Annotated in this window: 16 protein-coding genes; 4 read left to right on the forward strand and 12 right to left on the reverse strand. The window is 35.3% G+C overall.

Features of this window, described 5'->3' with window-relative positions; genetic code table 11:
* The first annotated feature begins 10 nt into the window (after positions 1 to 10).
* From ccoG to CLU97_RS20065, 4 genes are read left to right on the forward strand one after another with little or no spacing between them, the layout of a single operon-like run.
* Positions 11 to 1,465 carry a cytochrome c oxidase accessory protein CcoG gene (gene ccoG, locus CLU97_RS20050; protein ID WP_121489491.1) on the forward strand — a complete coding sequence of 485 codons (1,455 nt, stop codon included), beginning with the start codon at positions 11 to 13 and terminating at the stop codon, positions 1,463 to 1,465.
* A 10-nt stretch (positions 1,466 to 1,475) separates the two neighbouring features.
* Positions 1,476 to 1,928, forward strand: a complete 453-nt coding sequence (locus tag CLU97_RS20055) for a FixH family protein (RefSeq protein ID WP_121489492.1) — start codon at positions 1,476 to 1,478, stop codon at positions 1,926 to 1,928.
* Positions 1,919 to 2,644, forward strand: coding sequence for a sulfite exporter TauE/SafE family protein (locus CLU97_RS20060; RefSeq protein ID WP_121489493.1), 726 nt, complete (start codon positions 1,919 to 1,921; stop codon positions 2,642 to 2,644). Before CLU97_RS20055 ends, CLU97_RS20060 begins: the two co-directional genes overlap by 10 nt.
* A gap of 18 nt (positions 2,645 to 2,662) precedes the next feature.
* Positions 2,663 to 3,400 carry a hypothetical protein gene (locus CLU97_RS20065; RefSeq protein WP_121489494.1) on the forward strand — a complete coding sequence of 246 codons (738 nt, stop codon included), beginning with the start codon at positions 2,663 to 2,665 and terminating at the stop codon, positions 3,398 to 3,400.
* A 52-nt stretch (positions 3,401 to 3,452) separates the two neighbouring features.
* Here CLU97_RS20065 and serS read toward each other — a convergent pair whose 3' ends face one another.
* From serS to CLU97_RS20120, 12 genes are all read right to left on the reverse strand, one after another.
* A complete protein-coding gene (gene serS / locus CLU97_RS20070) occupies positions 3,453 to 4,721 on the reverse strand; it encodes a serine--tRNA ligase (RefSeq protein WP_121489495.1) in 1,269 nt (422 codons plus the stop codon).
* A 66-nt stretch (positions 4,722 to 4,787) separates the two neighbouring features.
* Positions 4,788 to 5,306: a hypothetical protein gene (locus CLU97_RS20075; RefSeq protein WP_121489496.1), complete on the reverse strand. Its 519-nt coding sequence runs from the start codon at positions 5,304 to 5,306 to the stop codon at positions 4,788 to 4,790.
* 38 nt (positions 5,307 to 5,344) lie between these two features.
* Positions 5,345 to 7,243, reverse strand: a complete 1,899-nt coding sequence (gene asnB / locus CLU97_RS20080) for an asparagine synthase (glutamine-hydrolyzing) (protein ID WP_121489497.1) — start codon at positions 7,241 to 7,243, stop codon at positions 5,345 to 5,347.
* A gap of 66 nt (positions 7,244 to 7,309) precedes the next feature.
* Positions 7,310 to 7,525, reverse strand: coding sequence for a polysaccharide biosynthesis C-terminal domain-containing protein (locus CLU97_RS24115; RefSeq protein WP_228437868.1), 216 nt, complete (start codon positions 7,523 to 7,525; stop codon positions 7,310 to 7,312).
* Complete coding sequence (locus CLU97_RS20085) at positions 7,459 to 8,562, reverse strand: lipopolysaccharide biosynthesis protein (RefSeq protein WP_228437819.1); 1,104 nt, start codon at positions 8,560 to 8,562, stop codon at positions 7,459 to 7,461. Before CLU97_RS20085 ends, CLU97_RS24115 begins: the two co-directional genes overlap by 67 nt.
* A gap of 5 nt (positions 8,563 to 8,567) precedes the next feature.
* Positions 8,568 to 9,701, reverse strand: a complete 1,134-nt coding sequence (locus CLU97_RS20090; RefSeq protein WP_121489498.1) for a glycosyltransferase — start codon at positions 9,699 to 9,701, stop codon at positions 8,568 to 8,570.
* A gap of 100 nt (positions 9,702 to 9,801) precedes the next feature.
* Positions 9,802 to 10,290, reverse strand: a complete 489-nt coding sequence (locus tag CLU97_RS20095) for a hypothetical protein (protein ID WP_121489499.1) — start codon at positions 10,288 to 10,290, stop codon at positions 9,802 to 9,804.
* A gap of 110 nt (positions 10,291 to 10,400) precedes the next feature.
* Positions 10,401 to 11,537: a hypothetical protein gene (locus CLU97_RS20100; RefSeq protein WP_121489500.1), complete on the reverse strand. Its 1,137-nt coding sequence runs from the start codon at positions 11,535 to 11,537 to the stop codon at positions 10,401 to 10,403.
* Positions 11,538 to 11,557: 20 nt separating this feature from the next.
* Positions 11,558 to 12,343 carry a (Fe-S)-binding protein gene (locus CLU97_RS20105; protein WP_121489501.1) on the reverse strand — a complete coding sequence of 262 codons (786 nt, stop codon included), beginning with the start codon at positions 12,341 to 12,343 and terminating at the stop codon, positions 11,558 to 11,560.
* Positions 12,344 to 12,345: 2 nt separating this feature from the next.
* Positions 12,346 to 13,023, reverse strand: coding sequence for a DUF4276 family protein (locus CLU97_RS20110; protein WP_121489502.1), 678 nt, complete (start codon positions 13,021 to 13,023; stop codon positions 12,346 to 12,348).
* Positions 13,020 to 14,117: an AAA family ATPase gene (locus tag CLU97_RS20115; protein WP_121489503.1), complete on the reverse strand. Its 1,098-nt coding sequence runs from the start codon at positions 14,115 to 14,117 to the stop codon at positions 13,020 to 13,022. Before CLU97_RS20115 ends, CLU97_RS20110 begins: the two co-directional genes overlap by 4 nt.
* Positions 14,110 to 15,444, reverse strand: a complete 1,335-nt coding sequence (locus CLU97_RS20120) for a (Fe-S)-binding protein (RefSeq protein ID WP_121489504.1) — start codon at positions 15,442 to 15,444, stop codon at positions 14,110 to 14,112. Before CLU97_RS20120 ends, CLU97_RS20115 begins: the two co-directional genes overlap by 8 nt.
* Between the last annotated feature and the right edge of the window lie 8 nt (positions 15,445 to 15,452).

Consider the following 15,452-nt stretch of genomic DNA (forward strand, 5'->3'; position numbering starts at 1 on the left):
CCTATTACATATGTCAGACATAGAAGAAATAGAAGTACGCGGCGGACAGGGACAGGTTCTGGACCCTGAGACTTACAGAGATTCTATAGGGACAATGGAGCAATCCGGAAAAAGAAGATGGGTATTTCCAAGAAAACCTAAAGGAAAATATACCAACTATAGAAACATTGTAAGCTATTTATTATTAATTATTTATTTTACATTACCATTCATCAAAATCAATGGTAACCCACTGTTATTATTCAATGTCATAGACAGGGAATTTTTCATTTTTGGACAGCCTTTCTATCCACAGGACTTTTTTATCCTCACTTTAGGTGCTATCGCCTCTTTAATCTTTATTATCGTTTTTACGATTGCATTCGGAAGAATTTTCTGCGGGTGGATTTGCCCTCAGACAATTTTTATGGAATCTATCTTCCGTAAAATAGAATATCTGATTGAAGGTGACCGAAACAAGCAGATGAAACTGGACAGACAGGAGTGGAATACAGAGAAGATCTGGAAGAGAGGTTTGAAATGGACTATTTACGTTGTTATTTCATTAATCATTACCCACTTCATGTTCATGTATATCGTAGGATATGAAGAGGTATTTAAAATTGTTGGTGAAGGCCCATTTGCCCATCCTACCAATTTTATCGTAATGATTCTTCTTACCGCAGCATTTTACTTTGTATTTGCATGGTTCAGAGAGCAGGTTTGTACATTGGTATGTCCATACGGAAGACTTCAGGGCGTATTGATTGACAAAGATACCATCAATGTTTTCTACGATTTTAAAAGAGGAGAAAACAGATCAAAATGGAGAAAAGGAGAAGACCGTAAAGCAGCAGGTAAAGGAGATTGTATCGACTGCCAGCAGTGCGTAGTGGTATGTCCTACCGGAATTGACATCAGAGACGGGCAGCAGCTGGAATGCATCAACTGTACAGCATGTATTGATGCGTGTGATGAAGTCATGGAAAAAGTAGGCCTTCCAAAAGGATTGGTAAGATACGCTTCTGAGAACGAGATTGAAAAAGAAACTCAGTTCAAATTTACCGGAAGAATGAAAGGTTTCTCCGTATTCCTTTTCCTTCTTGTAGGATTCTTAGGATACCTTCTTTACAGCCGTGGTGAGATGGAAGCTAAATTCATCAAACCGGCAGGAAGCACATTCTTTGTAAGAGACGGTAAAATTACCAATACCTACAATTATACCTTCCTTAATAAAACAAACGATAAAAAAATAGTTACCATCAAAGTAATAGATCCGGCTCATGGTGAAATTACTTACAGTGCATCAAGCAAAATTCAGGTAGACAGAGATAAAATTTCAAAAGGAACCATTAATATCAGCTTCCCGGAAGATGAAATGAAACTTTCTAAGCAGAACATCACCATTGGTGTTTATGATATGAAGGGTAAACTGATTGATTCCTATCAGACTTATTTTGAAGGGCCATTTAAACTGCAATTTTAATTAGAAAAAAATGAAGAACTTTAGTTGGGGACACGGTGTTGTAATTGCATTATTTGCATTCATAGTTTTTATATTATCCATGATGTTTCTTTTCCCGAACGGGCAGAAGAATTCTGAAATGGTAACCGATAATTATTACGAAGAGGAACTGAAGTATCAGGATGTGATTGATGCCAAGAAAAAGGCAGATGACCTACAGGAAAAACCTGTATACAGCCAGGATACCAAGGGAATTAAAATTACCTTCCCAAAAGATTATAACAACTCTAATACTACGGTAAAATTTGTTTTAAACAGAACCGACGACCAGAATTTAGACATCAAAAAATCTGTACAGCTTGATGCCAGCCAGTCTTTCATAATCCCTGCACAGGTATTGAAAATGGGTAATTATACATTAAGACTAAGCTGGACAAAAGACAAAACAGACTACCGAATGGATTATGACGTGATATGGAAATAGGACTTATTGTATCGGCTATTGCTTTAGGCTTTGCTTCCGGTTTCCACTGTATCGGGATGTGCGGCCCTATTGCCTTGTCGATGGGATTAACCAAAAAACAGGCTGCCAATTTCTACCTTCAGAACCTTACCTATCAATTTGGAAGAATTTTTACCTATTCATTATTGGGTGCTCTTCTGGGAATTATCGGGCAGGGATTTGAAATGGCAGGTTTTCAGAAATACCTGACTATTACAGCTGGAGTTCTTCTGATTATCATGGCTGTATTTTCATTTGGCGGAAAAGATTTTGCTTCAAAAATTCCTTTCCTATCCAAATTTTTATATTCTGTCAAATTAAACTTAGGAAAGCTTCTTCAGAAGGCAGATTACCGTTCAAGATTCTCTACCGGAGTTCTTAATGGTTTTTTACCTTGTGGAATGGTTTACATGGCTCTTACTGCCAGCCTTGCAGGAGGTGGAATATGGCAGGGAGCTTTATATATGGCTTTATTTGGTCTCGGAACCCTTCCGTTTATGTTTGCTATAGTTTTAGCCGGAAATCTGATGAATCAGGCCTTTAGGATTAAAATATTGAAAGCTGTTCCTGTCATCATGATTATTTTGGGAGGATTATTCATTTTAAGAGGTCTTGAGCTCGGAATTCCCTATGTTTCTCCGAAAGCAGAAGCCATGACGATTATTAAAGATCCAAACGGAGCCGTAAACTGCCATTAATTTGTATTTAAGTAAACCATGAAGAAAACCTTTATCTTATTCCTGATAAGCCTTTTTATGCTGCAATCCTGCAGTGTGAATTCTGAAATTGTCTATCATAAAGATGCTGCCTCAACTTCTTTTATGGATATTGATATAAGAGAGTTTATGTCCGAAATGATGGCCATGACACCAGATTCATTAAAACAGAAGGAATTTGGAGAAATGGACAAACTTCCTACAACCTGGACAAGTATGTATGATTTTTCCAAAAAAGAAGGAAAATTAAAAACAGAAAATCCGGACTCCATCAGAATCATGAAAAAGATTTTCATGAAGTCTACAAAAGAAAACAATAAGCTCGCAGGGTTTTCTTTTAAGATGGAACATTTTTCGCCGGAAGATTATCTGGTTCTGAAAAGTTTTACAAAAACTGAAAAAGTCCCTCTGGATCAGAATATTTATAATAATTGGGACGGAAAAACCCTTACCATTGATACTGAAAATTTTAATCTAAAAAGTATTGAAGAATCTATCCGGTCTAAAACCTCAAAGGAAGAATCTGAAAAAATAGCCGGGATGATGGTCATGTTTTTCAAAAAAATTGGTACTACGCTAAAGTTTGAGAATCCCATACAATCCATTTCAGGGAAACATGACTGGATAAAACAGATTGATGATCATTCCATAAAGATAGACTATGATCTGAAAGCCATTTATGAGAAAGATACTCAACTGAAAAACGCAGATAAAAAGATTATCATCGTTACAAAATAAAGCAAAAACCACCGGATTCCGGTGGTTTTTTATTGTAGACTAAATTTATTATTTAGTTGATAACATCAAATCTTGCATATTCTGCAATTTTCTTAGGAAGTTTGATTCCGTCTGCTGTCTGGTTGTTTTCTAACAATGCAGCCATAATTCTTGGCAATGCCATTGCTGAACCGTTTAAGGTATGAACCAGCTGAGATTTACCATCTCCTTTGTAACGGCATTTCAATCTGTTGGCCTGGAACGTTTCAAAATTAGAAACAGAGCTTACTTCCAGCCACATTTCCTGAGCAGCACTCCAAACTTCGAAGTCATACGTCATTGCAGATGCAAAACCAGTATCACCACCACAAAGTCTCAATACTCTGAACGGAAGTTCAAGATCTGTAAGGATTTCTTTGATGTGCTCTACCATTTCTTCCAAAACAGCATAAGAGTTTTCCGGTTTCTCAATTCTTACGATCTCTACTTTTTCAAACTGGTGAAGACGGTTTAGCCCTCTTACGTGAGCTCCGTAGCTTCCTGCTTCTCTTCTGTAACACTGAGAGAACGCCGTATTTTTTATTGGAAGATCCTTTTCATCAAGCAATACATCACGGTAAAGATTTGTTACAGGAACTTCTGCTGTAGGAATAAGATATAATTTATCTTCGTTGATATAGTACATCTGTCCTTCTTTATCAGGCAGCTGTCCGGTTCCAAAACCAGATGCTTCATTTACAACGTGAGGAGGGTTTACTTCTGTATAGCCTTTCTCAACGTTTTTATCTAAGAAATACTGAACCAAAGCTCTCTGTAATCTTGCTCCTTTCCCTAAGTAAACAGGAAAACCTGCACCGGCAATTTTTACCCCTAATTCAAAATCAATTAAGTTGTATTTCTTTGCCAGTTCCCAGTGAGGAATAGCTCCTTCACCAAGACCTTCTACCGGATGAGACTGGAAAATCATTTCATTATCATCCGCAGACGCTCCGCTTTTTACCAATTCATTCGGAATGTTCGGAAGCTGGTACAGAATATTCAGTAAGTCATTTTCTTTAACTTCTAACTGGGATTTCAATTCTGAACTCGACTCTTTGTATTGTGCTGTTTTAGATTTTGCAGATTCCGCTTCTTCTTTTTTCCCTTCTTTCATCAATAGACCAATTTCTTTCGAAATTTTGTTGATTTCGGATAGCTGGGAATCTAGTTCAAACTGGATTCTTTTTCTTTCGTCGTCGGCAGCGATAGCCTCGTCTACCAACCCAAGATTTTTGAATTGTCTTTTCTTAAGACCTTCTAAAACGCGTTCTTTCTCGTCGCGCAAAAAATTGACTTGTAACATTTTATTTAGATGTTAAATATTAGATGTTTAGCTCATAATAAGCTAACAATTTTACAAATTTAAAAATTATTTTGTGATCGTAACAGTATTTGTGGAAGTGGGAGCATTTTCATCCTTAGAAAATACCGGAACTCTGTTATATAAAACCTTTGAAACCTGGAATACTGTTGGTGTATTACGATACTGAACTTCCAACGTGTCTACAACATTATCATTGGCATTGGTGCTTTTGGTATACGTAATCTGCATTCTGGAATAATAGGAAGTTCCTGTTCCCGGGTTATCGGGACTGATAGAATCCAGTCTTCTTCTTTTGGCTCCTGCCAGATATTCCATATAAAACAGTGAATCTGTGGTCATCTTCAAAGCAATACTTACCGGAGCAATATCTTTAGTACCAAAAATATCATTCACAGAAAAACCCGTAAAAGAACCTGTTTTCTTACTGTTCAGAAGATCCTGACCAGCACTGTTTCTTACATAGATATTCATTAACTGATCTATTCTCTGCAAAGAATCATCATCACTTTTACAGCTGATTATTGCAAAAACTGCAACCAATATGCCCCAAAAATATTTCATCATAGCTACAAAGGTAAAATATTAATCTTTAGGCTGCTTCTTTATTTTTTAAAATATTTCTGGTACCACAACTCAAACGTTACCAGCTGCCATATTTTCACCCAGTCATATTCATGCACCTGATGGTTCCACCATTCATCAATGACTGCAGCGTTAAAGAAATTTCTCTTTTTCAGGCTTTCCAGGGTTTCCGTAATGAAATCTCTTATTTTTTTATCCTTTTTAATGAAATAATTGACAGGAAATGAAAAGCCTTTCTTTGGCATGTTCAAAACTTCCTGAGGAAGATGTTTTGCAGCTGCTTTTCGCAATAAAGGTTTATTCTGAATTCCATTAAACCTCATGTTTTGCGGAAGTGCAGATACATAATCTATAAGATCATTACTCAGATAGGGATAACGAAACTCTACACTATATTTCATTGCACTTAGATCATCCCTGAAAACATGATGGGAAGACAATGAATATTTCATATCATATTCAAAATATCCTGAATAATTTTTTGTATCGAAAAGATGATATTCTGAAAGATTTGTTTCAATATTATTATAAATATCAGGATTTATAAGAGTTTTAGCTTCCAAAGGCATCATACTGATCTGGCTCTGTCTGAAAAAATCAAACATATCATCCTGCGAGAAATAATTTTTTACCCGTTGTGAAAATTGATCCTTCGTAATGATAAAAGGACTAATAAAATTAAAATTCCTCATCAAAAGCCATCTTTTAAGCTTCAGTGTATGAGAATAACCTGCAAAAAGTTCATCTGCCCCGTTACCGCTTAATACCACTTTAAAACCTCTGTCATGCGCATATTCTGCAGCATTAATCAGTACTTCAAAGCTGCTGTATGGCTCTTCAAAATGCTGGATATTTTCCTTAAGCTGTTCCAAAGCTTCTTCATCACTTACTTCCTTTATTTCATGCGAAACACCAAAATGTTTAGCCGCCAGTGATGCGTTTTTCACTTCCTCTTCAGAAAACGGATAAGATACGGTGTACGTATGAATATCAGCATTAAAAGGTTTTGATTTTGAAGCAATTAAAGTAGAATCTATTCCTCCACTCATCATTACTGCTACAGGAACATCTGCATATAATTGCCCTGAGAGACTTTCAGACAGAAGTTCATCTATTTTTTGTACGGCTTCTTCTTCAGAAATATTCTTTTTAACCGGAGAAGGCATCTGCCAGAATATTTCTTTACTGATTTTCTGACTCTTTAAATCAATGCTTATAAACGACGCAGGTTCCAGGGAAAAAATATGCTGAAAACAGGTTTGTGGAGCCAGTGTTGTCTGGAAAAGAAAATTGGTATATACTCCGTTCCAGTTGATTTCTGGTTTTACAAATTCATGCTTCAGTAATGCTTTTATTTCTGATGCCCAAACTAGTCCTTCTTTACTTTGATGATAAAAAAGAGGCTTCATTCCTACCCTGTCTCTGGCTAATATCAATTTCTGGCGGATGAGATCAACAATACAGATCGCAAACATTCCATCCAGCCTGGCAAAAGCTAAGCTTCCCCACTCCTGGTAAGCTTTGAGAATAACTTCAGTATCAGAAGTACTGTGGAAAGAATGTCCTAAAAGCTCAAGTTCTTTTCTTAATTTTTTAAAGTTATAAATCTCTCCATTAAAGGTGATAATGATCTGCTCATTCTCTGAAAGCATAGGCTGATGGCCTTTTTCAGAGAGATCAATAATGGATAGTCTTCGGAATCCTAAAGCCATATCTGAATTTATTTCCTGTAAAACCGGAAAATGTTCTTTAATTTTTTGAGTGGAATCATTTCCTGAAAAGGAAACTCCCTGATCATTATTATATATCCAGAACCCTTCATCATCCGGTCCGCGATGTTTAATCGCCTGATTCATTTCCAGAATATTTGTAGAGGAAATACTTTTATGAAATGAATAATAACCGCTGATTCCGCACATAGTAAAGAGTTAATAGATTTGTAAAAATAGGGAAATGACTTTATTTTTTGTGCGTGTTTGGAGTAATTATTTCTTCGAAAGCTTTTGTTTTAAAAGCTGTATCTCTTCTTTTGAAACCATATAATCTTTCCAATTAAAGGGAGTGGAGCTATAAAATTTTCTAAACAACAGAAACGCTGAAACAAAATAGGAAGAAGTAGTAGCAATACAAGCTCCTAAAATTCCCCATCTGGGTATGGCAATAAAAGAAAAACGACAGTAACCACCAGTCCTACAATGGATTTAACATTGAGAATCTTTAACTCTCTCATCCCTGAAAAGCAGTGCCCCACCATGTCACTCACCGCAATGGCAAAAATTCCGGGTGATAAAAGAAGCATAATTTCTTTGGTATCTCTGAATTCTTTCCCGAAAATTATTTCATACACCTGAGACGGTATAATAACAATTCCCAGCACAAAACCGATCATCAGAATAAAAGTCAGTTTTAAAGATTCTTTGGTTTTTTCAATAGATTCTTCCCTGCTCTTGCTATTCACCACATCGGAATATAAAATAACGGCAATACTGCGGGTAATGGTCCATATGGCTTCTGAAAAAGTAACTCCGATGGAAAAAATCCCTACACTGGCGATTCCTTCAAAATATTCTAAGAAATAAAAAGAAAGCCTGTAGTTCAGGAATTGAACAAAAGCACTCAGCTGGGTTTTCCAGCCGTATTCAAACATATTTCTGGCAACATCTTTACAGAATGAGATTTCTGAGACAGTACATTTTCTAATGATCTGAAAAAAGCTGGTAAGAAACAGAAGTGCCAGGCATCCAATCTGTGCCAGAAAGTACACTGAAACATCTTTCTTTCCGAAGCCATATACCAATATTCCTATAAAGACAATATGTACTAACTGTTGCAGAACGGTATAAAGATTAAACCTTTTTATATTCTGTGTTCCAATAAACAGACTGATATTGGTAGATAGCAAAGAAGAAAAAACAGAAATACCGATGAGATAAAACAGATATTTCCCCTGAATGGAAGCAATTCCAAATAAAAATGGAATTAAAAGTCCTGTTAAGATTGACCACAGATAGGCATACAATAATACCTTTTCAATTTTAAACCTGGAAGCGAAATAAGAGGTACTGCTTCCGGAAAAGATACTGCTGAAAAAACTGACAGCTGCAGCATTGGCTACCACAATCGAAATAGTTCCCTTACCTTCACTTCCCCACATATTCGTAGAAAAGATCACCAATCCGAAACTCAGGACCAGAATAAGAAAGCGTGAAATAAATGTTTTTATGAAAGTAAGCTGCATAGTGGTTATTTATCTATAGATCTTTTCACAAAATCAACAAAGGTGTTTTTTATGACATTCCAATTATATTTTTCTTTAAATTCTTTTCGGGCATTAAGAGCATGAGAATGGTATAAATCCGGATTCCGGATATAATTAATAATCAATTCTGAAATATCTTCAGCATTACGAGGATCTACAAGATTTCCAAACGAGAGTTTCCCCATATGTTTCCGTATACCTTTCAAATTTGAATAAATCATCGGTTTCCCTGCTCCCATAAAATAAAACAGCTTTATCGGCAGAGAATGATTGTTTTCAAAATTAATTTCCCGAAGATCAAAACATAAATCTGCCTCTGCAAAAGCTTCCGTGAACTGCTCAAAAATAGTTGATTTCCTGATCTCAATATCATCAAAAAGATATTCCTTCAATAACGATGAAAAATAGAGTTCATCACTTTCGTCAACAGCAGATCCGATAATGAGGATTTTAAAATGTAATTCAGGAAGTTTCTGACGAACCTTATCTACTGCATTGAAAAAGTTTCCAATTCCTTTATCTTTAGAAATCTGTCCTGTATAGCAAAGGGTTATTGTATTGGGATCGAGTTCCTTAATGCTTTCCTTGATATAAACAGGATCAGGATAATAAGGAAGAATCATCTGTTTCTTTAATCCGAAAAAATAGGCTAACGGAAATTTTTTGGTCGTTTCTCCAAAAATAAAATGAGTACTCAAAAAGCCGGCATACAACTGAATTAAAGAAAATTTAGCTGCCTGAAAAATTTTAGCAGGAAAACGATAATGCTGAAGCATCGACATGGAAGGATACCATTCAGTAACATCATAGATACAGCTTATTTTGTTATTCTTTACAAATTCCTTTACTGCCACTACAGCCAGAGGTTCTGAGCATATAATAACCAGAGGGTTAAAGTTGTCGCAGACTTTTCGGAAAGCCTCCATTTTCTTTTCAATGCTTTCTTCAAGAATAGCATAAGATTCTATTTCAATTTCATCAATAATACCTTTATAATCAGCATACAAACTGCATATTTTCACTTCATACCCATTATCTCCAAGAGCTTTTGCCTGATGATAAAAAATCCGGTCATCATTATAGCTGTGGGATGTGGTTAAAAATAGTACTTTAGGCATTAATTTTTACTCGAATCTATGCAAAGATACATTAAAACAAAAAAGTGAGAAACACGTTCTCACTTTATGATTATTTGGCTCTGTATAAGCTACACAGCAATTATTTTACTGAAGCGGCCCAACTCTTCTCCAAAGGAAGAAGGAAGTGGCTTAAAAAGTCCAGATAAGTATTTTTTGAAAAGTCAAAAACCTGGATGTCGTTTGAAAGTTCTCCGCTTCTTAATTTTGTTTTAAAATCAATTAACTTTAGAGTTTTCACTTCACCGTTTTCCACAAAACTTGCTTTCATTCTGTCAAAAAGCCCTAATTGATATTCCTCATCAATTTCTCTCATCACTTTTCCCAGAGCATCAATACTGCATCCTGAAGCCATTTCTTTTTCTTCATCTACACACACTACGATGAACTGATTCTTTTCAATTTTAAATGAAGAAGAAAGTGGTTTTCCGTGAGCAGCCCATGTAGCAAGGAAATCAAAAAGTTTTTCGGTAATGGCTTTTGCTTCTTTTGTTTCAAAAGGCCTTGAAGCCGGATATATAATGACTCTGTAGTCGTTGGTTTCTACAATATTAGATTCTTCGATTTTCATAATGTAAATATTTATTTTTCAGGAATTTAAGCAACATTATTCAAATCCTGCTATTGAAAAGAATAGAAGTTGAATAATGATTTTAAACTCTTATCATCTTAAATACAAAATTACGCAATTTTCCCGAGTTTAAGATCATTGTATTTTTTGCTCAAAACAAAGATCATCATAACGAAAAGCGGAAAAATAAACGGGAAGAAAAATCTTAAAGCTGCCGACTGCGGGAAGAAAAAGAATTTGATATAAACATTCACCAGAAAAAGAACCGAAATCATTCTTATCCATGCATCTTTAGAACGCCAGAAAATAACGCCAATTATGATGGCTACAGATAAAGTTACTTTTTTAAAGTAAATAATTTTGATGTAAATAATACTCAGATACTGCTTTAAACTAACGTCTATAGAATGATTGGAAATAAAAGGTCTCCTGTCAATGAAGGTATCATAAAAGACATCTTTCCATCCGGGATAATGATAATATTTAATGATAGCCAGGTACATGATCAAAAGTACTGATCCCTGTGCGATATAGGAAAAATCAATTTTCTTTTCCTGAAAGTAACGGAAAAAGAAAACAGCAACAATATAGGTAAGGGTAAATGTAATATAATCCGGCCGTATAAAAGTAATAGCGAACAGAAGTACAAACATTGCCCATTTATCCCAATTTTTTATTAACCCGATAATAAAGATCAGCATAAACTGAAAAATAAACATATCCGGTGTAGAAACCCTTGACATGTAGGTCATTGGCGGAAAGACCATGGCGGCAACCGTAAGTGCTATTGCAAGCCAATAATTTTTCGGAAACAGGAGCTTTAGAATATAAAATAATAACAGCCCTGTAAAGAAGTAAGATATAAGACTGGTGAATAGTACCGCCATGGGTGCTGTAAATCCGAGCTTATAAAAAAGCGTTATCACAAGAATATACCCTACTTTGATTTGAAAATAGGGTAATTGTTCTGTAAAAGACTGTGTATTTTTTACGAAATACTGCCTTGGAATATCCCATTGCTTTATTCCGATAATGTCTGTATAGTGTGCTGCAGGAGCTTCTTTTTTTATTTCCTCATAGGTAAGGGTCCGGACTTTATCCGGTGAGTCCGGAAACTCGGAAGTATACATGCTTCCCATATAGCCCGGCATATCCCAATCATATACTCTGTTTTGATAATTCCAGAATGTAAGAAGTGCAAGTATCGAAATTATCAACAAAAAGGAGAGTCTCCATTTCAGCTTCATAAACCTGTATAAGATTACAATTATAAATCTTCTGCTTCAGCAAGAAGTTCAACGATATCTTTTACGGCTACTTCTGTATTTTTGTTAAAGTGTTTCACACCATCCGTCATCATGGTATTACAGAAAGGACATCCTGTGGCAATTACCTTAGGCTCGAAGGATAAAGCTTCTTCTGTTCTTTCGATATTGATGTCTTTCTTTCCTTTTTCCGGCTCTTTAAACATCTGTGCACCTCCTGCTCCACAGCAAAGTCCGTTGGTTTTGCAACGCTTCATTTCTACAAGCTCTGCATCCAGCTTCTCCAATAATAGTCTTGGAGCTTCATATTCATCATTGGCACGTCCCAGATAACAAGGATCATGGAAGGTAATTTTTTTCCCTTTGAAAGCTCCTCCTTCTATTTTCAGTCTTCCTTCTTCCATTAAGGTTTTAAGGAACTGAGTGTGGTGTACAACGTCAAAGTGCCCTCCTAAGCTTGGATATTCATTTTTCAGGGTATTGAAACAGTGTGGACAGGCGGTTACGATTTTCTTTACTTCGTAAGCGTTCAGCACTTCAATATTGGTAAGCGCCATCATCTGGAATACGAATTCGTTTCCTGCTCTTTTTGCAGGATCTCCGGTACAGCTTTCTTCCTGTCCTAAAACTGCAAATTCAACGCCTATTTTATTTAATATTTTGCAAAATGCTTTTGTAATTTTTTTAGCACGGTCATCAAAACTTCCCGCACATCCAACCCAAAATAAAACTTCCGGGGCTTTTCCTTCGGCAGCATATTCTGCCATTGTTTTTATATTGAAATCCATTTTTAATCTTGATTATTATTTACTTTTTCAATTAAAATAGCAATCCAACTGCTGAATCTCGGGCATTTTTCTAATATTTTGTCAATTCCTATTTCTTCTGCAATTAAATTTCCTTCTGCTATTTTATCATATTTTTGTCTATGTTTTTCTAAAATATTAATAATTCTTTTTGAAGGAGCAGTTTCACTTCCGGTATTAATTTCTTCCGGATTATTATAATTTTTAATTATTTCACACAATTCATCAGCCATTCTTTGATTATCAAACCAATTTTCAAATCCTTCCGAGCTGCTGAATAATAAAGCTTCAAATTCATGTTTCTGAATATATGGAACAAATCTTTCATCATCTATATCAGAAACAATACCTTTATAAAGCAAATCAATCTTAAGGTCAACATGTCCGCCTTTTTTCGCTTCACTAAAGTTTGGAAAATTTGTTGGAATTTTAAAAAAATCAACAAATGTTGAAACAATAACATCTGATTCAGAATTTAAAATTCTTTTAATATCATTTTTTAAATGTTCATAATTTACAAAACCTCCTTTATGTCCTTTACTAGTTTGAATCATTATAGCTCTTACATCGAAAACACCATGCAAAAGAAAATATTTTTTTAAAGACTTTTCAACAAATTCTTTTTCTGTCTGACCTTCGACAATAATATACAATCTTCTCATGGCTGCCCTTTAATAACATTTTTCTGCCATAGATCACCAATGGTATAATCAGAAAGCCATCCTTTCAATTCAGAAGAATCAAGTCTCATAAAAACAGATTCATTTTCAACTCTATCTACAGTTATTATTTCCTCGGGTTCAAAATTGTCAACAAAATTTACTGATTGTGTTGAAATTATTATCTGGGAAGTAGAGGAAGCTTTTCTTATTAGGGATGCTAATTTATTTATTGCAAAAGGATGTAATCCTAATTCAGGTTCATCAATAATGATAACTTCAGGTAACTCTGGTTGCATGAGCAGGGTAGCCAATGCAATGAACCTTAATGTTCCATCTGAAAAATGAGAAGCATTAAAGTAAGTCTCTGGTTGATTTACCTCTTTCCACTCTAACTTAATACTATTCTCATTTAATCTATCAGGATGTAAATCAAACCTTTCAAAATAAGGAGCAATAGAGTGTATTGTCTTTTGTATTCTGTTAAAACTTTTAGGATGCTTCTGTAGCAAATAATATAGAAAAGCAGCCAAGTTATTACCGTCTTCTCTTAAATATTTATTATCATCAATCTGTGCAGGAGTTCTTAAAGGCGAACTTTCAGCAGTATCATGAAAATGAAAAATTTTCATAGAATCAAGATAATTACTAATAAATTTATTCCTAAATGTTGACGATTTTTTTATTATACTCTCTCTAATATCGGTAACAAAGAAATAATTTTGTTTATCATCACTCCAGTCAATGACATTAAACCCGCTTCCCTCAGTATCAATAACAAAACTATTAAAAATATCAGGAACTAAATCAAAATAATAAACATTGTTAGAATTTGCAGTTACATCTTTAATAAAAGAGATTTTACCATAAATATTACTGGTAATCTTTCTTCCAAAATATAATAAATTGTCAGCTCCACCCTGCTTTGCTACATAATTCTGCAGCCTTTGTTCATAAATATTATTGACTAGTTTAAAAAAAGAAAGAAAGTTAGATTTTCCAACACCATTAGAGCCAATCAGTACATTGATTGGCTTCAACTCTAAATCTAAATTCTTAATAGATTTATATCCTTGTATTTTTATTCTATTAATCATTAGCCCAGTTCAGACGGTCAGCCTGGTTATACTGCCAAGGAGCTGCGTTGTTTTCCACATTAGTCATCATCAGATTCAGTTCCTGAGGCGCAGCAGACTGTTCCATTACCAGGAATCTTCTCATTTCAAAAATAATGGAAAGCGGGTCAAGCAATACCGGACAGGCATCTGTACATGCATTACATGTAGTACAAGCCCAAAGTTCTTCTTTCGTAATATAGTCGTTCAGCAGTTTTTTGCCGTCATCAACAAATTTTCCGTTTTGATCAATATTTCTTCCTACTTCTTCTAATCGGTCTCTCGTTTTCATCAAAATCAATCTCGGAGAAAGTTTTTTACCGGTAATATTGGCTGGACAAACGGAAGTACAACGTCCGCATTCTGTACATGAATAGGCATTTAGCAACTGTACCTGGTTCAGATCAAAGATATCTTCGGCACCGAATTTAGAAGGGACATCCGCTTCAGCACCTTCCGCCGGAGCTGCATAAGGATCTGCGTTAGGATCCATCATCAATTTGATTTCCTTCGTTACAGATTCAAGATTATTGAATTTTCCTTTTTTATCAAGATTTGCATACCATGTACTTGGAAACGCAAGAATAATATGCAGGTGTTTTGAATAATAAAGATAGTTCATGAAGAAAAGAATGCCTACAAAGTGAAACCACCAGGCAGCTTTCTCTGTGAACATCAAAAATCCGTTATCAAAACTGAAAATTTCCAAGAACGGAACCAATGTCATTTCACTGATCGGGAAGCTTCCGTGTATCGGTAAAACTCCTCTCGACTGTAAAATAAAATCTGAGGCATTCATTTTAAAGAAAGCCATCATCAGGGCAAATTCAATAATAAGGATCCAGTTGGCATCTTCTTTTGGCCAACCGAAAAGCTCTTTCATTGTTAATCTTTTAACCCCATAAAAGTTTCTTCTGATGAAAAATATAACCACTCCTATTACTACAAGAAGCGCCAGAACTTCCAATGTTGCTGTAAAAAAGCTGTAGAATCCGTGTCCGAAAACCGAAGCCAGGAAACGGTGTGTACCAAACAGTCCATCAACAATTATTTCGATGAGTTCTATATTAATGATGACAAAACCAACATAAACAAAAATGTGCAAAATTCCTGCTACAGGACGCGCAGTCATTTTACTCTGTCCCATAGCAACTCGTGCCATGGTGCTCCAGCGCTCAGATTTTCTGTCGTTTCTGTTGATTTCGCGGCCTAATCTGATATTTCTATAGATCTTCTGCAGGCTTTTTGCAAAGAGCCCAAATCCTGCCACCAATAAAATCAGGAAAATAATGTTATCAATGTACTGCATAAGGTGTA

The sequence above is a fragment of the Chryseobacterium sp. 7 genome (assembly GCF_003663845.1).
Classification (GTDB): Bacteria; Bacteroidota; Bacteroidia; order Flavobacteriales; family Weeksellaceae; genus Chryseobacterium.